20 protein-coding genes and 2 tRNA genes are annotated in these 23,772 nt (G+C 55.1%); 4 read left to right on the top strand and 18 right to left on the bottom strand.

Annotation, left to right across the window (positions count from 1 at the left end; all coding sequences use genetic code 11):
- Positions 1-127: 127 nt before the first annotated feature.
- Positions 128-1,135 carry a luciferase-like monooxygenase gene (locus tag B8P98_RS02945; protein ID WP_080897335.1) on the top strand — a complete coding sequence of 336 codons (1,008 nt, stop codon included), beginning with the start codon at positions 128-130 and terminating at the stop codon, positions 1,133-1,135.
- Between the two features lie 44 nt (positions 1,136-1,179).
- On the opposite strand, the gene mtr is transcribed toward B8P98_RS02945, so the two are convergent.
- The 12 genes from mtr to B8P98_RS02880 form a co-directional block, all read right to left on the bottom strand.
- Positions 1,180-2,424 (bottom strand): tryptophan permease, encoded by a 1,245-nt coding sequence (gene mtr, locus B8P98_RS02940; protein WP_080897334.1) that lies wholly within the window; start codon positions 2,422-2,424, stop codon positions 1,180-1,182.
- Positions 2,425-2,568: 144 nt separating this feature from the next.
- Positions 2,569-4,500, bottom strand: a complete 1,932-nt coding sequence (gene deaD, locus B8P98_RS02935) for an ATP-dependent RNA helicase DeaD (protein ID WP_025712528.1) — start codon at positions 4,498-4,500, stop codon at positions 2,569-2,571.
- A complete protein-coding gene (gene yrbN / locus B8P98_RS02930) occupies positions 4,493-4,573 on the bottom strand; it encodes a protein YrbN (RefSeq protein WP_085903200.1) in 81 nt (26 codons plus the stop codon). The genes deaD and yrbN overlap by 8 nt, the downstream gene beginning before the upstream one ends.
- Positions 4,574-4,677: 104 nt before the next feature.
- Entirely contained in the window at positions 4,678-5,562 is an 885-nt protein-coding gene (gene nlpI, locus B8P98_RS02925; protein WP_002918241.1) for a lipoprotein NlpI, read from the bottom strand.
- Between the two features lie 108 nt (positions 5,563-5,670).
- A complete protein-coding gene (gene pnp, locus B8P98_RS02920; protein WP_004150944.1) occupies positions 5,671-7,806 on the bottom strand; it encodes a polyribonucleotide nucleotidyltransferase in 2,136 nt (711 codons plus the stop codon).
- A 242-nt stretch (positions 7,807-8,048) separates the two neighbouring features.
- Positions 8,049-8,318 carry a 30S ribosomal protein S15 gene (gene rpsO / locus B8P98_RS02910; protein WP_002918244.1) on the bottom strand — a complete coding sequence of 90 codons (270 nt, stop codon included), beginning with the start codon at positions 8,316-8,318 and terminating at the stop codon, positions 8,049-8,051.
- A gap of 148 nt (positions 8,319-8,466) precedes the next feature.
- The gene (truB, locus tag B8P98_RS02905; protein WP_023291116.1) at positions 8,467-9,411 is read right to left on the bottom strand and encodes a tRNA pseudouridine(55) synthase TruB; all 945 of its coding nucleotides are present in this window, start codon (positions 9,409-9,411) and stop codon (positions 8,467-8,469) included.
- Complete coding sequence (rbfA, locus tag B8P98_RS02900; RefSeq protein WP_002918248.1) at positions 9,411-9,812, bottom strand: 30S ribosome-binding factor RbfA; 402 nt, start codon at positions 9,810-9,812, stop codon at positions 9,411-9,413. Before rbfA ends, truB begins: the two co-directional genes overlap by 1 nt.
- Before the next feature lie 102 nt (positions 9,813-9,914).
- Positions 9,915-12,605 carry a translation initiation factor IF-2 gene (gene infB, locus B8P98_RS02895; RefSeq protein WP_008806629.1) on the bottom strand — a complete coding sequence of 897 codons (2,691 nt, stop codon included), beginning with the start codon at positions 12,603-12,605 and terminating at the stop codon, positions 9,915-9,917.
- Between the two features lie 24 nt (positions 12,606-12,629).
- Positions 12,630-14,117: a transcription termination factor NusA gene (nusA, locus tag B8P98_RS02890; RefSeq protein ID WP_002918252.1), complete on the bottom strand. Its 1,488-nt coding sequence runs from the start codon at positions 14,115-14,117 to the stop codon at positions 12,630-12,632.
- Positions 14,118-14,144: 27 nt separating this feature from the next.
- Complete coding sequence (gene rimP / locus B8P98_RS02885) at positions 14,145-14,597, bottom strand: ribosome maturation factor RimP (protein ID WP_002918364.1); 453 nt, start codon at positions 14,595-14,597, stop codon at positions 14,145-14,147.
- A gap of 208 nt (positions 14,598-14,805) precedes the next feature.
- Positions 14,806-14,882: transfer RNA gene (locus B8P98_RS02880), tRNA-Met, on the bottom strand.
- Positions 14,883-15,188: 306 nt separating this feature from the next.
- Here B8P98_RS02880 and argG point away from each other — a divergent pair.
- The 3 genes from argG (at position 15,189) to B8P98_RS02865 (ending at position 18,238) form a co-directional block, all read left to right on the top strand.
- Positions 15,189-16,532 carry an argininosuccinate synthase gene (gene argG, locus B8P98_RS02875; RefSeq protein ID WP_004144895.1) on the top strand — a complete coding sequence of 448 codons (1,344 nt, stop codon included), beginning with the start codon at positions 15,189-15,191 and terminating at the stop codon, positions 16,530-16,532.
- Between the two features lie 171 nt (positions 16,533-16,703).
- Complete coding sequence (locus B8P98_RS02870) at positions 16,704-17,333, top strand: winged helix-turn-helix transcriptional regulator (protein ID WP_080924507.1); 630 nt, start codon at positions 16,704-16,706, stop codon at positions 17,331-17,333.
- A gap of 353 nt (positions 17,334-17,686) precedes the next feature.
- On the top strand, positions 17,687-18,238 hold the full coding sequence (locus B8P98_RS02865; protein WP_095032695.1) for a YfaZ family outer membrane protein: 552 nt from the start codon (positions 17,687-17,689) through the stop codon (positions 18,236-18,238).
- 40 nt (positions 18,239-18,278) lie between these two features.
- Here the strand turns inward: B8P98_RS02865 and B8P98_RS30635 are convergent, their stop codons facing one another.
- The 6 genes from B8P98_RS30635 to ftsH form a co-directional block, all read right to left on the bottom strand.
- Positions 18,279-18,527, bottom strand: coding sequence for a hypothetical protein (locus B8P98_RS30635; RefSeq protein ID WP_165931848.1), 249 nt, complete (start codon positions 18,525-18,527; stop codon positions 18,279-18,281).
- Positions 18,528-18,824: 297 nt separating this feature from the next.
- Positions 18,825-18,911, bottom strand: a tRNA-Leu gene (locus tag B8P98_RS02855).
- 9 nt (positions 18,912-18,920) lie between these two features.
- Positions 18,921-19,250: a preprotein translocase subunit SecG gene (gene secG, locus B8P98_RS02850; RefSeq protein ID WP_025712530.1), complete on the bottom strand. Its 330-nt coding sequence runs from the start codon at positions 19,248-19,250 to the stop codon at positions 18,921-18,923.
- A 229-nt stretch (positions 19,251-19,479) separates the two neighbouring features.
- Positions 19,480-20,817 carry a phosphoglucosamine mutase gene (gene glmM, locus B8P98_RS02845; protein ID WP_002918370.1) on the bottom strand — a complete coding sequence of 446 codons (1,338 nt, stop codon included), beginning with the start codon at positions 20,815-20,817 and terminating at the stop codon, positions 19,480-19,482.
- The gene (folP, locus tag B8P98_RS02840) at positions 20,810-21,658 is read right to left on the bottom strand and encodes a dihydropteroate synthase (RefSeq protein WP_025712531.1); all 849 of its coding nucleotides are present in this window, start codon (positions 21,656-21,658) and stop codon (positions 20,810-20,812) included. The genes glmM and folP overlap by 8 nt, the downstream gene beginning before the upstream one ends.
- A gap of 96 nt (positions 21,659-21,754) precedes the next feature.
- Positions 21,755-23,689 (bottom strand): ATP-dependent zinc metalloprotease FtsH, encoded by a 1,935-nt coding sequence (gene ftsH, locus B8P98_RS02835; RefSeq protein WP_004206183.1) that lies wholly within the window; start codon positions 23,687-23,689, stop codon positions 21,755-21,757.
- Positions 23,690-23,772: the final 83 nt, after the last annotated feature.

Raw genomic sequence — 23,772 nt, 5'->3', positions numbered from 1 at the left:
TTAACAACAGTGCTCAGATTTTAATGCATTATTAAAGATGCAGCTTTTCTGGCTGGCGCGTCCAGGATGCGCCAGGCTGGAAGAAGACCTTCAATCTGATGACGATGCTGTAGCAAAGTGAGCCTTTATGACTGACAAATCTGTTCCGTTCTCGGTGCTCGATCTGGCGCCGATCCCGCAAGGTTCTTCTGCCAAAGAAGCCTTTACCCACTCTCTGGATCTCGCCCGGCTGGCCGAATCGCGCGGCTATCACCGCTACTGGCTGGCGGAGCACCATAATATGGTCGGCATTGCCAGTGCGGCGACTTCGGTGCTGATAGGCTATCTCGCCGCCAACACCTCCACCCTGCATCTCGGGTCCGGCGGCGTAATGCTGCCCAACCACTCACCGCTGGTGATCGCCGAACAGTTCGGCACCCTGAATACCCTTTATCCCGGGCGGATCGATCTCGGCCTTGGCCGCGCGCCAGGCAGCGATCAGCCGACCATGCGTGCCCTGCGCCGCCATATGAGCGGCGATGTCGATAACTTCCCGCGCGACGTGGCGGAGCTGGTGGACTGGTTTGACGCCTGCGATCCAAACCCGCACGTGCGCCCGGTTCCCGGTTACGGGGAGCGTATTCCGGTATGGCTGCTGGGATCGAGCCTGTACAGTGCCCAGCTGGCGGCGCAGCTCGGCCTGCCGTTCGCGTTCGCCTCGCATTTCGCGCCGGATATGTTGTTCCAGGCCCTGCATCTGTATCGCAGCAATTTCAAACCTTCGGCGCGGCTGGAAAAACCGTACGCCATGGTATGCATCAATATCATTGCCGCCGACAGTAATCGCGATGCGGAATTCCTCTTTACCTCTATGCAGCAGGCGTTTGTGAAGCTGCGCCGCGGCGAGACCGGGCAGCTGCCGCCGCCGGTGGAAAATATGCATCAGCTGTGGTCTGCATCCGAGCAGTATGGTGTGCAGCAGGCACTGAGCATGTCGCTGGTTGGCGATAAAAACAAAGTCCGCCACGGCTTAGCGTCGATTCTGCGCGAAACCGAGGCGGACGAAATTATGGTCAATGGCCAGATCTTCGACCACCAGGCTCGCCTGCATTCGTTTGATTTGGCGATGCAGGTGAAAGAGGAATTGTTGGGGTAACACACACGTCAGCCCGGTGGACGTCGCGCCACCGGGCAATAACGTTACTGATACACCGGCAGCAGATTAACGCTCGACAGGATGTGTACAACGGCGTTGCCGAGGCCAAACAGCAGGATCAGCACAATCATCGGCGTTCCGCCCCACACGCGGAACAGTGGGCTACCGAAGCGTTGGCGTGAGGCGCGGGCCAGCAGCGCCGGCACAATCGCCGCCCAGATGGTCGCCGCCAGGCCGGCATAGCCGATGGCGTAAAGGAAACCATCTGGTTTCACCAGCCCGCCGATCATCGGCGGGATAAAGGTCAACAGCGCGGTTTTAAAGCGCCCCATCGCGCTATCGTCAAAGCCAAACAGATCCGCCAGGTAGTCGAACAGCCCCAGCGTCACGCCGAGAAACGAACTGGCGACGGCAAAGTTAGAGAACACCACCAGCAGCAGATCCAGACTCCGGCTGTTCAGCACGCCGCTCAGCGCCTGCACCAGCACATCAATGTTGCCGCCCTTCTGCGCGATGTCGATAAACTGCGGACGCGGGATGTTCCCCATCGTCACCAGCAGCCATACCACGTACAGACCCAGCGCCAGCAGCGTACCGTAGGTTAAGCAGCGGATGATGGTCCGCGGATCTTTACCATAGTATTTCATCAGACTCGGCACGTTGCCATGGTAGCCAAATGAGGCCAGACAAAACGGCAGCGTCATCAGCAGATAGGGCGCGTAGGAAGCGTTCTTTTCCGCGACGTTAAACAGCGTCGTCGGCTCGACGTGCCCCAGCAGGCTGCCGAAAGTCAGAAAAAAAGTGATCACCTTGGCGCCGAGCACAATGGCCGTCATACGACTCACCGCTTTGGTGCTCATCCAGACGATAAACGCCACCAGCAGCGCAAAGCCGAAGCCCGCCGCGCGCGCCGGCACGTTCAGCGACATCTCGCTAAAAGTGTGGTGGAGGATCGAGCCGCTGGCTGAGATATAGGCATAGGTCAGGATATACAGTACAAAGGCGATCGACACGCCGTTCACCAGGTTCCAGCCCTTGCCGAGCAGGTCTTTGGTGATGGTGTCGAAGCTGGAGCCGATGCGGTAGTTAAGGTTGGCCTCCAGGATCATCAGACCGGAGTGCAACATGCAGAACCAGGTGAAGACCAGCGCCGCCAGCGACCAGAAGAACCACGCGCCGGACATCACCACCGGCAGCGAGAACATGCCCGCGCCGATAATCGTGCCGCCGATAATCACCACGCCGCCAAACAAGGACGGACGGGTTGCCGTAGTGGTTAGTGTCGCCATTTACCGAAATCTCCAGTCGAAAATACTTCGCTCACGTTGAGCATGACGCACTGTACCAGTACACGAGTACAAAAGAAATAAAAAAAGCCCCAATCATGACGATCGGGGCTGTATTATTTAGTTTACGCTAACGGGCTGCGTTAATTACGCATCGCCACCGAAGCGACGGCGACCGGCAGAGTCATCACGGCGCGGCGCGGATGCATCATCACGACGCGGCGCACGGCCTTCACGACGTTCGCCGCTGAAACGACGACCATCACCACGACCGCCTTCACGACGCTCACCACCGAAGCCACGGCCGCCTTCACGACGCTCACCGCCGAAGCCACGACCGCCTTCACGACGCTCACCGCCGCCACGACGTTCAGTGCGCGGCTGCGCATCGCCCAGCAGCTGCATGTTCATCGGTTTGTTCAGGATGCGGGTACGAGTAAAGTGCTGCAGCACTTCGCCCGGCATCCCTTTCGGCAGTTCGATAGTGGAGTGAGAAGCGAACAGCTTGATGTTACCGATGTAACGGCTGCTGATATCGCCTTCATTGGCAATCGCGCCAACGATATGACGTACTTCAACGCCGTCATCGCGACCCACTTCAATGCGATACAGTTCCATATCACCTACGTCACGACGCTCACGCTTCGGACGATCTTCGCGATCGCCGCGCGGAGCGCGATCGTTACGGTCGCCACGACGCTCGAAGCGATCGTCGCGGTCACGGAACTCACGCTTAGGACGCATCGGCGCATCCGGCGGAACGATCAGCGAACGTTCACCCTGAGCCATCTTCAGCAGCGCAGCAGCCAGCGTTTCCACGTCCAGCTCTTCGCCTTCCGCCGTCGGCTGGATTTTCGCCAGCAGCGCACGGTACTGATCCAGATCGCTGCTTTCCAGCTGCTGCTGAACTTTCGCGGCGAATTTTTCCAGACGACGCTTGCTCAGCAGCTCTGCGTTCGGCAGTTCCACTTCAGGAATGGTCAGCTTCATTGTGCGTTCGATGTTGCGCAGCAGACGACGCTCGCGGTTCTCAACGAACAGCAGCGCGCGGCCAGCACGACCGGCACGACCGGTACGGCCGATACGGTGAACGTAGGATTCAGAATCCATCGGGATGTCGTAGTTCACCACCAGGCTGATACGCTCAACGTCCAGACCGCGGGCTGCAACGTCAGTCGCAATCAGGATATCCAGACGACCGTCTTTCAGACGCTCCAGGGTCTGCTCACGCAGCGCCTGGTTCATGTCGCCGTTCAGCGCTGCGCTGTTATAGCCATTACGCTCCAGCGCTTCAGCCACTTCCAGGGTCGCGTTTTTGGTACGAACGAAGATAATCGCCGCATCAAAATCTTCCGCTTCCAGGAAACGCACCAGCGCTTCGTTTTTACGCATGCCGTAAGCAGTCCAGTAGCTCTGGCTGATGTCCGGACGCGTAGTGACGCTGGACTGAATGCGCACTTCCTGCGGCTCTTTCATAAAGCGGCGGGTAATGCGACGAATCGCTTCCGGCATGGTGGCGGAGAACAGCGCGGTCTGATGCCCTTCCGGGATCTGCGCCATAATGGTTTCTACGTCTTCGATAAAGCCCATGCGCAGCATTTCATCTGCTTCATCCAGTACCAGGCCGCTCAGTTTAGAGAGGTCCAGGGTGCCGCGCTTCAGGTGGTCCAGCAGACGACCCGGGGTACCGACGACGATCTGCGGCCCCTGACGCAGGGCGCGCAGCTGCACGTCATAACGCTGGCCGCCGTACAGGGCAACCACGTTCACGCCGCGCATATGTTTAGAGAATTCCGTCATTGCTTCAGCAACCTGTACCGCCAGCTCGCGGGTCGGCGCCAGCACCAGAATCTGCGGTGCTCTTAGCTCAGGATCAATGTTGTTCAGCAGCGGTAAAGAGAACGCTGCGGTTTTACCGCTACCGGTCTGGGCCATACCCAGAACATCGCGGCCGTCCAGCAGATGCGGAATGCACTCAGCCTGGATCGGAGATGGTTTTTCGTAACCCAGATCGGTGAGCGCTTCAAGGATAGGAGCCTTCAGGCCCAGATCTGCAAAAGTGGTTTCGAATTCAGCCATGTAGTACGTGTGCCTCAAAATTAATGGCGGCCAGTCTACATAACTCATCGTGAAAATTTACGGTAATTTTCATTGAAAAGTGTGAACCGGCTCAAAGTAGGTGTATTAACGAACAACAACGCCCTCACCCGCGAAGGTGATGGCAAGCAAAAAACTATGGGCTGATGTGTTCGTCAGCTATTGCTGGTCCGATTCTGCCAGGTCATCTTGCTCCTGGCCCAAGAGCGATAATTCCAACAATGCGTATCGGTGCTCAACGTAGTTGTGTACGTTGTTGGCGACCGCCAGTTTGAACAGTGCCGTAGCGCTGTCCTTGTCCCCCAGACTTAGGTAGTACTTACCTAAATAGAAGTTGGTTTCACTGAGATGCTCAGCGAGCGAGGTGTTATCCGTTGCGTCTGCCTTCAGACGAGTCATCAGCTCTTTTTCGCTAATGTCGCCAAGGTAGAACTCGACAATGTTCCATCCCCATTGTTCTTTGTCCGACTTGTTTAAGCGCTCTCTGAGTGCTTCAAGCGCCCGCTTCTCGTCGAGTTTACGCTCGGCGATATAAAGCCACAGGCTACGGAAAGGATCATTGGGATCGTCTTGATAAAACGCCAGCAGATCATCTTGCGCTAACTTAGCCCGGCCGCCGTAATACAGGGCGATACCGCGGTTCAAGTGCGCGTAGTTGTAAGTTGGATCAAGCTCAAGTACAGAATCAAACGCTTCATAGGCAGCATCAAAATTGCCTGCCTGCGTTAAGTAAATGCCTAAGTAGTTAAATACTTCAGGCATATCGGGTCGGATTGCCAGCGCTTGTGAAAAATCATTTCGCGCTAATGCCCTCAGACCGAGACTATCATACAACACTCCGCGCTCATATAAAAGCTGTGCGCGTTCGTCATCGGATAAAGCCCGACTGGCAAGAATTTGTTCCATGCGTGCCAGAATCACTTCTTGCTGTAAAGTCGGTTGCAATGGTACTGCGAGGACGGCGTCCTTACGCCAGGCGGTGCTACTGCATCCTGCCAGCGTGAGAGCTGTCGCCACGAAACACCAGCGCAAAAAAGGCTTCATTTCCCACTCCCGAAGACAACGATTGGATGAACGTCCTGTTCCCCGGCTGCAAACGAGGCGTCCTGCCCGTAAAACGCCCTCCGCAAAAGCGGAGGGCTAACGGCAACCTTACTCGCCCTGCTCGGCGGCCGGAGCTTCCGGCGCTGCGGCAGACGGAGTCTGTTCAGTTGCTTCTTTAATGCTCAGACGGACACGGCCCTGACGGTCAACTTCCAGAACCTTAACCGGCACTTCCTGACCCATCTGCAGATAGTCAGTCACTTTCTCAACGCGCTTGTCAGCGATCTGTGAGATGTGGACCAGACCTTCTTTACCGCCGCCGATGGCAACGAATGCGCCAAAGTCAACGATACGGGTTACTTTACCATTGTAGATACGGCCAACTTCGATCTCAGCGGTGATCTCTTCAATACGACGGATAGCGTGTTGCGCTTTATCACCGTCGGTCGCTGCGATCTTCACGGTACCGTCATCTTCGATTTCGATGGTGGTGCCGGTTTCTTCGGTCAGGGCACGGATAACAGAACCGCCTTTACCGATAACGTCTTTGATCTTGTCCGGGTTGATCTTGATGGTGTGGATACGCGGTGCGAATTCAGAGATGTCGCCGCGCGGCGCGTTAATCGCCTGTTCCATCACGCCCAGGATGTGCAGACGCGCACCTTTAGCCTGGTTCAGAGCAACCTGCATGATTTCTTTGGTGATACCTTCAATTTTGATATCCATCTGCAGCGCAGAGATACCATCGCGGGAACCCGCGACTTTGAAGTCCATATCGCCGAGGTGGTCTTCGTCACCCAGGATGTCAGACAGCACGACGAAGTTGTCGCCTTCTTTCACCAGGCCCATGGCGATACCCGCCACAGCGGCTTTTACCGGCACGCCGGCGTCCATCAGCGCCAGAGAAGCACCGCAGACAGAAGCCATGGAAGAAGAACCGTTAGATTCGGTGATTTCCGATACCACGCGAACGGTGTACGGGAATTCTTCAATAGTCGGCATCACGGCCAGTACGCCGCGCTTCGCCAGACGACCGTGACCGATTTCACGACGCTTCGGAGAACCCACCATGCCAGTTTCGCCTACGGAGTACGGAGGGAAGTTGTAGTGGAACAGGAAGGAGTCGGTACGCTCGCCCATCAGTTCGTCAATGTTCTGCGCATCGCGTGCGGTACCCAGAGTCGCGGTAACCAGCGCCTGCGTTTCGCCGCGGGTGAACAGTGCGGAACCGTGAGTACGCGGCAGTACGCCGGTACGAACGTCCAGACCACGGATCATATCTTTTTCGCGACCATCGATACGCGGCTCGCCTGCCAGTACGCGGCTACGAACCACGTTTTTCTCGATAGCGTGCAGAATCTCACCCAGCTCGTTAGCGTCCAGGGTTTCATCTTCAGCAACCAGCGTGGCGATGGTTTCAGATTTGATCACGTCAACCTGAGCGTAACGCTCTTGTTTGTCGGTGATACGGTAAGCATCGCTCAGGCGGGATTCAGCCAGCGCAGCAACGCGCGCGTTCAGCGCCTCGTTGACGGCTTCCGGCTGCCAATCCCAACGCGGTTTACCGGCTTCTTTCACCAGGTCGTTGATGTTCTGAATAACAATCTGCTGCTGCTCGTGGCCAAAGACCACCGCGCCCAGCATCTGGTCTTCGCTCAGCAGTTCAGCTTCGGATTCAACCATCAGCACAGCCGCTTCGGTACCGGCAACCACCAGATCCAGTTTGCTGGACTTCAGCTCTTCCTGGGTTGGGTTCAGTACGTACTGGTCGTTGATGTAACCCACGCGCGCGGCGCCGATTGGGCCATTGAACGGAATACCAGACAGCGACAGCGCTGCGGAGGCGCCGATCATCGCGACGATATCCGGGTTAACCTGCGGGTTAACGGAAACAACGGTAGCGATAACCTGAACTTCGTTAACGAAGCCTTCCGGGAACAGCGGGCGAACCGGGCGGTCAATCAGACGCGCGATCAGGGTTTCGCCTTCGCTTGGACGGCCTTCACGACGGAAGAAACCACCCGGGATTTTACCAGCAGCGTAGGTACGCTCCTGGTAGTTAACAGTCAGCGGGAAAAAGTCCTGGCCTGGCTTCGCTTTTTTCTGACCCACAACGGTCACGAATACCGCGGTGTCATCCATGCTAACCATCACAGCGGCCGTTGCCTGGCGCGCCATCATGCCGGTTTCCAGAGTCACGGTATGCTGGCCGTACTGGAATTTACGAACGATCGGATTAAGCAAAATTCTATCCTTTTTATCTATAAATCACGCCATATCTAGGACATAGCGTCTATTGACCCGATCCTCTGCATCCTCGCGACTAATGACAACCTTTACCCGCCCCTGCGGATGAAGCCTCTCATTAGCCGCGCGAACCTCTGCATGAAGATCATTACTAGCAACAATACATGAGTTTTGAATGAATTGCTGCCGCCCGGTCGAAAAAAGGGGCCGTCAGGCCCCTTTTTCTGAAACTCGCAGAATTAGCGACGCAGACCCAGACGCTCGATCAGCGCAGAGTAACGTGCAACATCTTTACGTTTCAGGTAGTCGAGCAGTTTACGACGCTGAGAAACCATGCGCAGCAGACCACGACGGCTGTGGTGATCTTTTTTGTGCTCTGCAAAGTGGCCCTGCAGGTGGTTGATCTGTGCGGTCAGCAGTGCAACCTGAACTTCGGTAGAACCGCTGTCGTTTTCGCCACGACCAAACTCAGAAACGATTTTTGCTTTAGCTTCAACGCTTAGAGACATTTTAGAACTCCAAAAATTAAAAGAAAGAAAGGGTGCCGATCTCTAATTCAGCGACCCCTGATGCAACGCCCGAAAATGTTAAAACACGTTAGCGGACGTTAAGCGGCGATATTCTACTCGTAGCAGGCTTTTATCGCAAGAAAAGCGCTTACGCCGGGTATTCCACCACCAGACGACGCGGCGCCACGCGGCCTTCATCGTCAATTTCGCCCATGCCGAGAAACTTGCCGGATTCGCTTTCCATCACCCGTACCAGGCCGTTAAGCGGCGCGCCTGACTGGCGTACCGGGTTACCGTTCTTAAAGTAGACTGCGGAAGTCTCCGGAATCGTCACCAGCGGGTAATCTGAAGCCGGGCTGTCCATGGGCATCAGCAGCGGATCGAGCAGCTGCGCGGCAGGAATATCCTGCGCCGCCGCCTGATCGACCAGCGCCTGCAGCTGCTCAAGGGTCACCATCCGCTCAACCGGGTATTTACTCACCGCCAGGCGACGCAGGAAAATCACGTGCGCGCCGCAGCCGAGCTTCTCACCTAAATCATCGATAATCGTCCGGATGTAGGTGCCTTTCGAGCAGTGGATCTCCAGCTCCAGCTCATCGCCTTCATGGCGAATAAACAGCAGCTCGTAGACCGTAATCGGCCGGGCTTCCCGCGGGACCTCAATCCCCTGGCGAGCATATTCGTACAGCTTCTTACCCTGATATTTCAGCGCCGAATACATCGATGGCACCTGCTGCGTCTCGCCGCGGAAGCTGTCCAGCGCCGCCGCCAGCTGTTCGTCGCTAAAGGTCAGCGGACGCTCTTCCACCACCTGGCCATCGGCATCGGAGGTATCGGTGCGCTGGCCCAGTTTGGCGATCACGCGGTAGCGTTTATCTGAGTCCAGCAGATACTGGGAAAATTTCGTCGCTTCGCCAAGGCAGATCGGCAGCATACCGGTCGCCAACGGATCCAGCGCGCCGGTATGCCCGGCGCGGTTGGCGTTATAAATACGCTTTACTTTCTGCAGCACATCGTTGCTGGAGGCACCCTGAGGCTTGTCCAGCAACAACACGCCGTGCACGTCGCGACCGCGACGACGAGGACGACTCATCAGTCCTCCTTGCTGTCGTCCGGGTTCACACGGCGCTCATCGTCGTGTTTCACCACGCTGGTAACCAGGTTGGACATGCGCATCCCTTCCACCAGTGAGTTGTCGTAGAAGAAAGTCAGTTCCGGTACGATGCGCAGACGCATCGCTTTACCCAGCAGAGAGCGGATAAAGCCAGAGGCTTCCTGCAGCGCTTTGATGCCCGCTTTCACCGCGGCTTCATCTTTGTCGTTCAGGAAGGTGACATACACTTTGGCATAGGCCAGGTCACGGGACATTTCCACACCGGAAACGGTGGTCATCATGCCCAGACGCGGATCTTTAATTTCACGCTGCAGGATGATGGCAATCTCTTTTTGCATCTCCTGGGCCACGCGCTGCGGGCGACCAAATTCTTTCGCCATAATAAATTCTCCAGAATAAAGACAAAAAAGGGGCCAAAAGCCCCTTTTTAAAATGATTGCCGGGTGGCGCTTCGCTTCCCCGGCTGCTTAGCCATCCGATGATTAATCGATGCTACGCTGAATTTCGATGATTTCGAACACTTCAATCATATCGCCAACGCGAACGTCGTTGTAGTTCTTCACACCGATACCACATTCCATGCCGTTACGGACTTCGTTAACGTCATCTTTGAAGCGACGCAGGGATTCCAGCTCGCCTTCATAGATAACCACGTTGTCGCGCAGAACGCGGATTGGGTTGTGACGTTTGATCGTCCCTTCGGTAACCATACAGCCCGCGATAGCGCCGAACTTCGGCGATTTAAAGACATCACGCACTTCAGCCAGACCGATGATCTGCTGTTTCAGTTCCGGAGACAGCATGCCGCTCATCGCCGCTTTCACTTCGTCGATCAGGTTATAGATGACGGAGTAGTAACGCAGATCCAGGCTTTCCGCTTCGATAACTTTACGCGCAGAGGCATCAGCACGAACGTTGAAGCCAACCAGAATCGCGTTGGACGCAGCCGCCAGGGTGGCGTCGGTTTCGGTGATACCACCTACGCCGGAACCGATGATCTTCACTTTCACTTCGTCGGTAGACAGTTTCAGTAAGGAATCGGAAATCGCTTCGACAGAACCCTGTACGTCCGCTTTCAGCACGATATTCACTTCGTGAACTTCGCCTTCGGTCATGTTCGCGAACATGTTTTCCAGCTTAGATTTCTGCTGACGCGCGAGCTTAACTTCACGGAATTTGCCCTGACGATACAGCGCCACTTCACGTGCTTTCTTCTCGTCACGAACCACGGTCACTTCATCACCGGCAGCCGGCACACCGGACAGACCGAGGATTTCCACCGGAATGGACGGACCCGCTTCCAGCACTTCGCGGCCCAGTTCGTCACGCATCGCACGTACGCGGCCATACTCAAAGCCACACAGGACGATATCGCCCTTATGCAGGGTACCTTCGCGAACCAGAACGGTAGCCACCGGACCACGACCTTTATCGAGGAAGGATTCGATGACCGCGCCGCTCGCCATCCCGTTACGAACCGCTTTCAGTTCGAGAACTTCAGCCTGCAGCAGGATCGCGTCCAGCAGGTCGTCGATACCGGTACCGGCTTTCGCGGAAACGTGGACGAACTGGCTCTCGCCGCCCCACTCTTCCGGCAGGATGCCGTACTGGGACAGTTCGTTCTTGACGCGGTCCGGATCGGCTTCTGGCTTATCGATTTTGTTCACCGCCACGACCACCGGCACCTGCGCCGCTTTAGCGTGCTGGATAGCTTCGATAGTCTGCGGCATCACGCCGTCGTCTGCCGCCACCACCAGAACCACGATATCCGTCGCCTGCGCACCACGAGCACGCATGGAAGTAAACGCGGCGTGGCCCGGGGTATCCAGGAAGGTGATCATGCCGTTGTCGGTTTCGACGTGGTAAGCACCGATGTGCTGGGTAATACCACCCGCTTCACCGGAGGCAACCTTGGTCGAACGAATGTAGTCCAGCAGCGAGGTTTTACCGTGGTCAACGTGACCCATGATGGTCACAACCGGTGCGCGCGGTTCAGCCGCAGCGCCGGTGTCACGGTCGCTCATTACTGCTTCTTCCAGTTCGTTTTCACGACGCAGGATAACTTTGTGGCCCATCTCTTCGGCAACCAGCTGCGCGGTTTCCTGGTCGATGACCTGGTTGATGGTCGCCATCGCGCCCAGCTTCATCATCGCTTTGATGACCTGAGAACCTTTCACCGCCATCTTGTTAGCCAGTTCACCAACGGTGATGGTTTCGCCGATGATAACGTCACGGTTAACGGCCTGCGCCGGCTTCTGGAAGCCCTGCTGCAGAGCGGAACCTTTACGGTGCTTACCGCCTTTACCACCGCGAACGGCCGCACGGGCTTCTTCACGGTCAGCTTTAGATTCAGCGTGTTTGTTGCCTTTCTTCGCCGGACGTGCCGCTTTGCTGCTACGGCTACGGCCACGGCCGCCTTCGACTTCACGATCGTTATCATCTTCAGCCTGACGAGCATGCTGTGACGTGGTGACGTGATAGTCGCTGCTATCTTCCGGGCTGTCTGACGTTTCAGACCAATTTTTTTCGTTTTCTTCTGCCATACGGCGTGCTTCTTCCGCTACACGGCGCGCTTCTTCTTCAAGTTTGCGGCGTGCTTCTTCTTCCGATTTGCGCTTCAGTTCCGCGGCTTCGTTCTCACGGCGGATCTTTTCAGCCTGGGCGGTTTTGGTCATTTCGTCGGTATGTTGATTGCTCACTTTGTCTTTTTCCGCAGCTTCACGTTTCGCTTTATCAGCGACTTCACGTTTAGCTTGTTCTGCGGCCTCACGTTCAGCTTTTAATTGCGCCTCGCGTTTTGCTGCTTCTTCAGCTTCACGACGGGCCTGCTCTTCCGCTTCACGCTGCGCCTGCTCTTCCGCGGCCAGGCGTTCAGCCTCTTGCGGATCGCGTTTCACAAAGGTGCGTTTCTTGCGGACTTCGATTTGTACCGATTTACTCTTTCCACCGGTACCTGGAATATTCAACGTACTGCGCGTTTTACGCTGCAACGTCAGCTTGTCTGGCGCCGAGCCGTGTTCACGGTTCAGGTGCGTCAACAAAGTTTGTTTCTCTTGCGCGGTCACAGAATCATCAGCCGATTTGCGAATACCTGCGTCAGCAAATTGCTGTATCAGGCGATCCACAGAGGTCTGAATTTCTGAGGCCAGCGCTTTAATAGTCACATCTGTCATGCTGTTCCTTCCTGCTACAGTTTATTACGCTTCGTCGCCGAACCAACAAATGTTGCGAGCGGCCATGATGAGCTCGCCAGCTTTCTCGTCGGTCATCCCTTCGATATCAGCCAGGTCATCAACGCCCTGCTCGGCGAGATCTTCCAGCGTACAAACACCACGGGCAGCCAGTTTGAATGCCAGGGCACGATCCAAACCTTCCAGATTCAACAGATCATCGGCAGGTTTGTTATCGCCCAGGCTCTCTTCCTGAGCTAGCGCCAGCGTAGTCAGTGCGTTTTTCGCACGCTCACGAAGTGCTTCAACGGTGGCTTCATCCAGACCGTCGATTTCCAGCAGTTCTTTCATCGGCACATAGGCCAGCTCTTCCAGCGAGGAGAAGCCTTCTTCAACCAGCACTGTCGCGAAATCTTCATCAATATCGAGATATTTGGTGAAGGTATCGATAGCGGCATGCGCTTCCGCCTGGTGCTTAGCCTGCAGATCGTCAACGGTCATCACGTTGAGTTCCCAGCCGCTGAGCTGCGAAGCCAGGCGGACGTTCTGGCCGTTACGGCCAATCGCCTGCGCCAGGTTGCCCGCTTCTACCGCGATATCCATGGTGTGTTTATCTTCATCCACCACGATGGACGCGACATCTGCCGGCGCCATAGCATTAATGACGAACTGCGCCGGGTTATCATCCCACAGGACGATATCGATGCGTTCGCCGCCCAGCTCAGTCGACACAGCCTGCACGCGCGCACCGCGCATACCGACGCAAGCGCCAACCGGGTCGATGCGCTTGTCGTTGGTTTTCACCGCGATTTTGGCACGAGAACCCGGATCGCGAGCCGCCGCTTTGATCTCCAGCACTTCTTCACCGATTTCCGGCACTTCGATGCGGAACAATTCGATCAGCATCTCAGGTTTGGAACGGGTCACGAACAGCTGGGCGCCACGCGCTTCCGGACGGACAGCGTACAATACGCCGCGAATGCGGTCGCCCGGACGGAAGTTTTCACGCGGCAGCATATCTTCACGCAGGATCACGGCTTCAGCGTTGTTACCCAGATCCAGAGTGATGTTGTCGCGGTTCACTTTTTTCACCACGCCGGTGATGATCTCACCTTCGTGCTCGCGGAACTGATCGACCACCATCGCGCGCTCTGCTTCGCGGACTTTCTGCACGATAACCTGTTTAGCGGTCTGCGTGGTGATACGGTCGAAGGTAACAGATTCAATCTGATCTTCGACATAGTCGCCGACGTTCATGCTTTCATCTTCAAAACGCGCGGCTTCGAGAGTGATCTCACGCGTCGGCTGGGTGACTTCTTCAACTACCAGCCAGCGACGGAAAGTATCGAAATCGCCGCTCTTGCGGTCGATTTCTACGCGAACGTCGATCTCTTGTTCGTATTTTTTCTTGGTGGCCGTTGCCAGCGCGCTTTCCAGCGCTTCGAAAATTTTCTCACGCGGCAGCGCTTTTTCGTTGGAAACGGCTTCAACAACAGCCAAAATTTCTTTGTTCATCGGGGCCTTTCACCTCAATCCAGACTGTTAAAAGTGGGGAACCAGGTTCGCCTTCTGGATGTTACTCAGCGCGAACACTTCATCTTTGCCTTCGACGGTTACCGTGATCATCTCACCGTCTACCGCTTTGATAATGCCCTGCCATTTGCGGCGGTTCTGAACCGCCATGCGCAGCACCAGCGCAACTTCTTCGCCAGTGAAACGTTGATAGTGTTCGGCGGTGAACATCGGACGGTCAAGACCAGGCGAAGAGACTTCCAGGTTGTAAGCGACAGTGATCGGGTCTTCGACATCCATGACGGCGCTTACCTGGTGGCTCACATCAGCACAATCATCAACGTTGATGCCATCTTCACTATCAATATAGATGCGCAGTGTGGATGTGCGACCGCGAATAAATTCGATGCCGACCAGCTCAAAGCCAAGCGCTTCAACCGGCGCTGTGAGCATCTCTGTCAATTTTTGCTCTAATGTGGACAAACCCACCCCCAAGACATAAAAAAAGGGCGTATAGCCCAGTTATTCTGAAGTCAGATAACAAAAAACCCCGATAAATCGGGGCTTTAGATAACTGAACCCTGAGATCGCCATGGCGATCTGGAACACCTTCCGCAAGAATTCTTTCAAATCCGGCTACGAAGGACACTTAGTCCTCACAGTATATTTGAAAAAGTACTTAATGGGAAAGTGGTTGCGGGGGCCGGATTTGAACCGACGACCTTCGGGTTATGAGCCCGACGAGCTACCAGGCTGCTCCACCCCGCGCCTGAAACGTGGCATATTTTACTCTTTTTGAGTAAAAGACGCAAATACTGCTGGGATTTGGTACCGAAGACGGGACATAAAATCGGGATGAATTGTAACGGCAATTAGTATATTTTGTCAACATACATTTATCGCCCCCGATTGCCGTTTATGCTGGTATTTCAGTCTTTTTTAGCAAAAAGATGATGAAGCCCTTCCTGTCGCCAGTAAAAGATGGTTAAATGAATACTCACAATTAATGCATAAAAATGCAGTTAAGGTTGTTGAGTCGAACTCACCACAGTCTATCGAGCAGGGTTTTATTTTATGACGACGATTCTCAAGCATCTCCCGGTTGGTCAACGTATTGGTATCGCTTTCTCTGGTGGACTGGATACCAGCGCCGCGCTGTTATGGATGCGCAAAAAAGGCGCCGTGCCTTATGCATATACCGCTAACCTAGGTCAACCGGACGAAGACGACTACGATGCGATTCCGCGCCGCGCGAAAGAGTACGGCGCTGAAGGTGCTCGTCTGATCGACTGCCGCAAACAGCTGGTCGCAGAAGGGATCGCGGCGATTCAGTGTGGCGCTTTCCATAACACCACCGGTGGGCTGACCTACTTCAACACCACGCCGCTGGGCCGCGCAGTCACCGGCACCATGCTGGTGGCGGCGATGAAAGAAGACGGCGTTAACATTTGGGGCGATGGCAGCACCTATAAAGGCAACGATATCGAACGTTTCTATCGTTACGGCCTGCTGACCAACGCTGAACTGCAGATTTACAAACCGTGGCTGGACAGCGACTTTATCAATGAGCTCGGCGGTCGTCACGAAATGTCCGAATTTATGATCGCCTGCGGCTTTGATTACAAGATGTCGGTCGAGAAAGCCTACTCCACCGACTCCAATATGCTCGGCGCGACCCATGAAGCGAAAGATCTCGAATTCCTGAACTCCAGCGTCAAGATCGTCAACCCGATTATGGGCGTGAAGTTCTGGGACGAAAACGTGAAGATCCCTGCGGAAGAGGTCACCGTTCGCTTTGAGCAGGGCCATCCGGTGGCGCTGAACGGCAAAACTTTCGCCGATGACGTCGAGATGATGCTGGAAGCCAACCGCATCGGCGGTCGTCACGGCCTGGGCATGAGTGACCAGATCGAAAACCGGATTATCGAAGCGAAAAGTCGCGGCATCTATGAAGCCCCCGGGATGGCGCTACTGCATATCGCCTACGAGCGTCTGCTGACCGGTATCCATAACGAAGATACTATCGAGCAATATCACGCCCACGGTCGTCAGCTGGGCCGCCTGCTGTATCAGGGCCGCTGGTTCGACTCCCAGGCGCTGATGCTGCGTGATTCTCTGCAGCGCTGGGTCGCCAGCCAGATCACGGGTGAGGTTACCCTTGAGCTGCGTCGCGGTAACGACTACTCAATCCTCAATACGGTATCTGACAACCTGACCTATAAAGCAGAGCGTCTGACCATGGAAAAAGGTGATTCCATGTTTACCGCTGAAGACCGTATCGGCCAGCTGACTATGCGTAATCTGGATATCACCGATACCCGCGAGAAGCTGTTCGGCTACGCGCAGTCTGGCCTGCTGAGCGCCTCCTCAGCAACCGGTTTACCACAGGTTGAGAATCTGGAAAACAAAGGCAAATAATCGCCTGACGATGTTTGCTCTCCGCCGGCGGCCCCCCGCCGGCTTTTTATTTTTTGTTACCCGTCAGCGCCAGAAAAATCGAAAAGAGGCATTTTTTCCTTATCGCCCGGTCAGCAAAATTGTTGACTATAATAGCCTCAATTGATTAATTCATATCTGGTGATAAACATCATGAATATTAAACCGCCGATCAGGCCGCAAAAGGCCATTGACCGACTGATCGATGTGCTTGAGCCACACGCGACGCCCGTTAACGCGATCGCCAGAAAAAGACTCACCTGGGAATATAAAGGCAAAACCCAGCTCTTTATTTTTAAAAAAGGTGAGCTGTCGATTATTCGTAATTCCGATAAGCTATTGATGGTGACCGTCTATGAACCACACCTTTTCGGCGTGGCGGAAATGCTGCAGCCCAGCCGCAGCCATAGCCTGCGGGCGGAGGTCTCTTCCGAGCTGCTACGTATCGACTATGATCGGGCTTCGGCGCTATTTCGCCAGCATAATCTTTGGGAGGAGGTCACCAGCCTGCTGGCCTATCATACATCGTATATGGTGTATCGTGACGATCTGGTCCTGCAACAGCGAACCTATTCAGTGATCCGTAACCATCTGCTGGAAATGATGCTATTAACCGCAGAGACCCGACAGCGCGTGTCTATTCTTGAATATATTCAGGACCGGACCCATCTGTCGCGTAGCAGTATTCTCAATGTCTTGTCAGCATTAAAGAAAGGCGGTTATATTACCTTTGCCCGCGGTGGCTATTTACAAAATATCGTCTCACTTCCTGAAAAATTCTGATTCGCGCTGCGCCCTATCATTTATTGTTATTCGCTACAGCAGCAAAAATATTTAAATTTAAATCAATAAACGCTAACGGTAAAAAAAGAAAAATTTTATGCTGAATGCCTGAATTTACCGGAGGACAACATGTCTCTGAGCTAAACCAGCAGGCCACCACACATACGGCGCAAACCGTCTGGCCTGTACAGGCTCAGGATATGCAACCGGAAATCGGCCAGGCGTGAGCAGCGGTAGCGTGAGTTGATCCCCTCACCTGCCGCCTGCCTCGACCATAATGATGAGATCCAAGAACCCGTTAATTTTGCCCGAACGCCCGTATCGGGCTTTTTTTTATCTGAAGGAATTCAACAATGAAGTCTATTGCTGCAAAAATGGTGGCCGTGATGATCGCTTTGGGGACCAGCAGCGCCGCCTGCGCATCCGTGAACCTGCATGGTGAAGCCGGTGCCGAGTTCACCAACCTGTCCGCCAGCTTTGGCGCCGGGGAACCGGGGATGTCATTCAATACCCAGTGGGCCCACAGTGACAATGACGGAGATAGCGTAGGGCTGGGCATGGGTTACAACTTTACCCTTGGCCCCTTTCTGATGACCCTGGGCGGTAAGGGGGTCTACCTGAACCCCAAAGATGGTGATGAAGGTTACGCCATCGCCGCCGGTGGCGGCGCAGAGCTGCCCCTCGGCCAGTACTTCACGCTCTTCGGCGAGGGTTATTACTCGCCGGACTCAATGTCCAGCGGCGTTGAGGATTATGTGGAGGCCAATGCCGGGGTACGCCTTAACGTGCTCCCGTCGCTGAATATCGAAGCCGGCTATCGCTATATTGATATGACAGGGAAAGAGGGCAATCGCGACAACACCCTGGCAGATGGCGCTTACGCCGGGGTTAACTTCCGCTTTTAACGCTTCGCAGGGATTGCCGTCCGGCAGTCCCTGTCTTATCTCAGCTGGCCAACGGCACGGTCTTCAACACGCGGTTGATCTCCTGCAAACCAGCCACATTATTCTCTTTCCGATAAACCTCATTCATGGACGCCATCTGCTCCAGACGGGTCAAAGCGCCATATACCTGATACGCCTCGCTATGTCTGTCGAACACATCGCGAGGCACCACATCCTGCAAATAATGACTTTTCAACGAATGGTTAAGACGCCCGATCAGTGCCGTATTGTCCTGGAAATAGCGAGTCACCACCTGGGCATTGTTCGTCGTAATCCCAGGCTCACTGTGCGATACCGGTACGGTAAGCGCATTAATGGTCTCTACCGTTTGGGATGGCGATGTTGAACTACACCCCGCTAAACCGAGCACGCCGGCGACGATAAGCAACCCGATCTTGTTCATTGTGTCACTTCACCTCTGTTAATTTGACGAGGCGACTTTAACGACAGTAAAAGGAGGGAACCAGCGAAGAGATGTTTATAAATAAACGGCCAGCGAGGATAAAAACAAAAAAAGACGCTTTTCAGCGTCTTTTTTCTGGAATATTGGTACCGAGGATGGGACTCGAACCCACAAGCCCGTTAGGGCACTACCACCTCAAGGTAGCGTGTCTACCAATTCCACCACCTCGGTACAGAATACTTAGTGCGGGATATCGCTGCTCGGCTGAGCCGGCGCAGTTGGCTGAGTTTGCTCCGTTTTCGGTGCGCTCAGGTTATCCCACTCACTTCCTTTATTGGTCTTGTTGCTGTTGATGTTACCCAGCGCCAGACTGATGATGAAGAACAGCGCAGCCAGGATGCCGGTCATACGGGTCATGAAGTTACCAGAACCGCTGGACCCAAACAGTGTGCCGGAAGCGCCTGCACCGAAGGAGGCTCCCATATCAGCGCCTTTACCTTGCTGCAGCATAACCAGACCTACAAGGCCAATCGCTACAATAAGGAAAACAACCAAAAGAGCTTCGTACATAATCAACCTGTTCCTTGCGGATTCGCCGCATACCAAGTGCTTCGACCAATAAAGCGGGACGTTTTAACGTTTCCCACTGAAGCGGGTGTGAATACTAACCAAAGCGAATGACCTTCGCAAGGGCAATTTCGACACATTGTATCAACTGCAGAAAAAAACAGCAAAAAGTCGGTTTTCGATCATAAAAAAGGCGGCAAGCGCCGCCTTTTTAACCACTTAGCCGGCAAGCTTAGACGCTTTTTACCGCTTCGGCGATGCGATGCGCAAACTCGTGCACCTGATCTTCATGCTCGCCTTCTACCATGACGCGGATCAGCGGCTCCGTTCCGGATTTACGCAGCAGGACACGGCCGCGTTTCCCTAACGCTGCTTCCACTTCTGCGGTCACCGCTTTGACATGCTCGTTCTCCAGTGGGTTACCGCTGCCTTCGGTAAAACGCACATTCACCAGTAACTGAGGGAACATCTTCATGCCACTGCAAAGATCATGCAGACTCATATGGTTACGTACCATCGCCGCGACCACCTGCAGACTGGCGACGATGCCATCGCCGGTGGTGGTTTTATCCAGCAGGATCACATGGCCTGAGTTTTCCGCACCAATGCGCCAGCCTTTTTCCTGCAGCATCTCCAGTACATAACGGTCACCGACCTTCGCGCGGGCAAACGGGATGCCTAACTGCTTGAGCGCCAGCTCCAGTCCCATATTACTCATCAGCGTGCCCACGGCGCCGCCGCGCAGCTGCCCCTGACGCAGCCCTTCCCGGGCGATGATGTAGAGGATCTGGTCGCCATCGACTTTATTGCCTTCATGGTCAACCATGATCACCCGATCGCCATCGCCGTCGTAGGCAATACCCAGATCGGCTTTCTCCGCCAGCACGCGCGCCTGCAGCGCACGCACGTCGGTGGCGCCGACCTCTTCGTTGATGTTGAGGCCGTCAGGCTCGCAGCCCATCGCGATAACCTGAGCGCCCAGCTCGCGGAAGACATTGGGGGCAATGTGATAGGTCGCACCGTGCGCGCAATCCACCACCACTTTCAGCGTGCCGAGGCTCAGTTCGTTGGGAAAGGTGCCTTTACAAAATTCAATGTAGCGCCCGGCGGCATCAACGATACGGCTGGCTTTGCCCAGCTCTGCCGAATCCACGCAGGTGAGTTCTTTCTCCATTTCGGCTTCAATCGCCTCTTCCACATCATCCGGCAGCTTGGTGCCCTCAATGGAGAAGAATTTAATACCGTTGTCGTAGAAAGGGTTATGCGAAGCTGAAATAACGATCCCCGCCTCGGCGCGGAATGCGCGCGTCAGATAGGCGATGGCCGGTGTCGGCATAGGTCCGGTGAACGACGCAGAGAGCCCCGCCGCCGCCAGTCCGGCTTCCAGCGCAGACTCCAGCATATAACCCGAAATACGGGTATCCTTGCCGATAATAATTTTACGCGAGCCGTGGCGCGCTAACACTTTGCCTGCCGCCCAACCCAGCTTAAGTACAAATTCCGGCGTGATCGGCGCATCGCCGACGCGGCCACGAATACCATCGGTGCCAAAATACTTGCGGTTACTCATAACGTTTTTTTCCCTTAGCGGCGAGAGTGGCTTCCACCACGCGCAGCGCTTCTACCGTTTCTTTGACATCATGGACGCGAATAATCTGCGCGCCCTGCATTGCTGCAATGACGGCACACGCCAGGCTGCCGTTCAGCCGCTCTGACGGCCCGACGTTCAGCAACTGACCTACCATCGACTTCCGCGACATACCGACCAGCAGCGGCAGACCAAAGTGATGAAACTCCCCCAGTCTCGCCAACAGTTGGTAATTATGGGAGAGATTTTTACCGAAACCGAATCCCGGGTCGAGCAGCAATTTTTCTTTTGCGATCCCCGCCTGCTCGCAGCGCACAATGTGTTCGGTAAAAAAGCGCTCAACATCCGCGAAGACGTCTTCATACTTCGGCGCCTCCTGCATGGTTTTCGGCTGTCCTTGCATATGCATCAGACAGACCGGCAGCCCGGTATCCGCGGCGGCCTGCAGCGCGCCTGGTTCAGTTAGCGAACGTATATCGTTAATGATATGCGCCCCAGCCCGGGAAGATTCACGAATAACCTCCGCCTTGGAGGTGTCTACCGAGATCCACACTTCAAAACGCTGAGCGATCGCTTCAACGACCGGGATCACTCGCTCCAGCTCCTCTTCCACACTGACCTCCGCCGCCCCTGGCCGCGTCGATTCACCGCCGATATCAATGATGGTCGCGCCGGCGTTGATCATCAGATTGGCATGCTTCACCGCCTCAATTAGCGAATTGTGTGCGCCGCCATCGGAGAAAGAGTCCGGCGTCACATTAAGGATGCCCATCACGTGGGGATGAGAGAGATCGAGGGTTGAGCCCTGGGCTACAAGTTTCATCACAAAATCCCTGAGACTGAAGAGGTTAAAAAAGAAAAACCCCGGAGCGGGCGCCCCGGGGTTTTAAGGTTAAAACAAGACATCAACAGCGGTAGCTTACTTGTCGCCCAGCTGCTCTGACATGGTGTTGCCCGGGTTCGGCGTACGCGGTTCATCAACCGGACGCGGCGCACGAGGCGTGCCATTGTTGTCAGAGTTATTAGAAGAACCCGGTTCTTCCCAACCCGCTGGCGGACGAACATCGCGACGAGCCATCAGGTCGTCAATCTGCGGCGCATCGATGGTCTCATACTTCATGAGCGCATCTTTCATCGCGTGCAGAATGTCCATGTTGTCGTTCAGCAGCTGGCGAGCACGACCGTAGTTACGCTCGATCAGCGATTTCACTTCCTGGTCGATGATACGTGCGGTTTCATCGGACATATGCTTCGCTTTCGCTACGCTACGACCGAGGAAGACTTCCCCCTCTTCTTCTGCATACAGCAGCGGACCGAGTTTGTCGGAGAAGCCCCACTGGGTCACCATGTTACGCGCCAGGTTCGTCGCCACTTTAATGTCGTTGGACGCACCGGTAGAAACATGTTCCGGACCGTAGATAATCTCTTCCGCCAGACGACCGCCGTACAGGGTGGAGATCTGGCTTTCCAGTTTCTGACGGCTGGCGCTGATCGCGTCGCCTTCCGGCAGGAAGAAAGTCACGCCCAGCGCACGACCACGCGGGATAATCGTCACTTTATGGACCGGATCGTGTTCCGGCACCAGACGGCCGATAATCGCATGGCCCGCTTCATGGTAAGCGGTCGATTCTTTCTGCGCTTCCGTCATCACCATGGAGCGACGTTCCGCACCCATCATGATTTTGTCTTTCGCTTTCTCGAACTCAACCATCGATACCACGCGTTTGTTGCCGCGGGCAGCAAACAGCGCCGCTTCGTTGACCAGGTTGGCCAGGTCCGCACCGGAGAAGCCCGGGGTACCGCGCGCAATGATTGCCGCATCGATATCCGGCGCCAGCGGTACGCGACGCATGTGCACTTTCAGGATCTGCTCACGACCGCGAACATCCGGTAAGCCAACCACCACCTGGCGGTCAAAGCGGCCCGGACGCAACAGCGCAGGGTCAAGAACATCCGGACGGTTAGTCGCCGCGATAACGATGATACCTTCGTTACCTTCGAAGCCGTCCATCTCAACCAGCATCTGGTTCAGGGTCTGCTCACGTTCATCGTGACCACCGCCAAGGCCTGCGCCACGCTGGCGGCCGACGGCGTCGATTTCATCGATGAAGATGATGCAAGGCGCTGCTTTCTTAGCCTGTTCGAACATGTCACGCACACGAGATGCACCAACACCAACGAACATTTCTACGAAGTCAGAACCGGAAATGGTAAAGAACGGTACCTTCGCTTCACCAGCGATCGCTTTCGCCAGCAGCGTTTTACCGGTACCCGGAGGACCGACCATCAGGACGCCTTTCGGGATCTTACCGCCCAGCTTCTGGAAACGGCTCGGCTCACGCAGGTATTCCACCAGCTCGCCGACTTCCTCTTTCGCTTCGTCACACCCGGCAACGTCTGCAAAAGTGGTTTTGATCTGGTCTTCCGTCAACATACGGGCTTTGCTTTTGCCGAAGGACATCGCGCCCTTTCCGCCGCCGCCCTGCATTTGCCGCATAAAGAAGATCCAGACGCCGATCAACAGCAGCATTGGGAACCAGGAGATGAAGATGGAAGCCAGCAGGCTCGGCTCTTCTGGTGGTTCGCCAACAACTTTGACGTTTTTAGTCAACAGGTTATCGAGCAGCTTCGGATCGTTAACCGGAATGTAAGTCGTGTAACGGTTACTATCTTTCTTGGTAACGTTGATCTCACGTCCGTTGATACGCGCTTCGCGAACCTGGTCCTGATTGACCTCTTGCAGGAAGGTAGAATAATCCACCTTGCGGCCATTCGACTCGCTGGGCCCAAAGCTCTGAAATACTGACATTAGCACAACGGCAATGACCAGCCAGAGTATTAGGTTTTTCGCCATGTCACTCAAGGGATTAACCTCTTATTACAACTGTGTTAAAAACAGCGTCAGGATACTCTATATCCAGTTTCTTTCAAACTTTC

Source organism: Klebsiella quasivariicola, from assembly GCF_002269255.1.
In the GTDB taxonomy this organism is placed as follows: Bacteria; Pseudomonadota; Gammaproteobacteria; order Enterobacterales; family Enterobacteriaceae; genus Klebsiella; species Klebsiella quasivariicola.
Note: the sequence above shows the minus strand (reverse complement) of the source record. Positions and strands in the feature narration are given on the sequence as shown.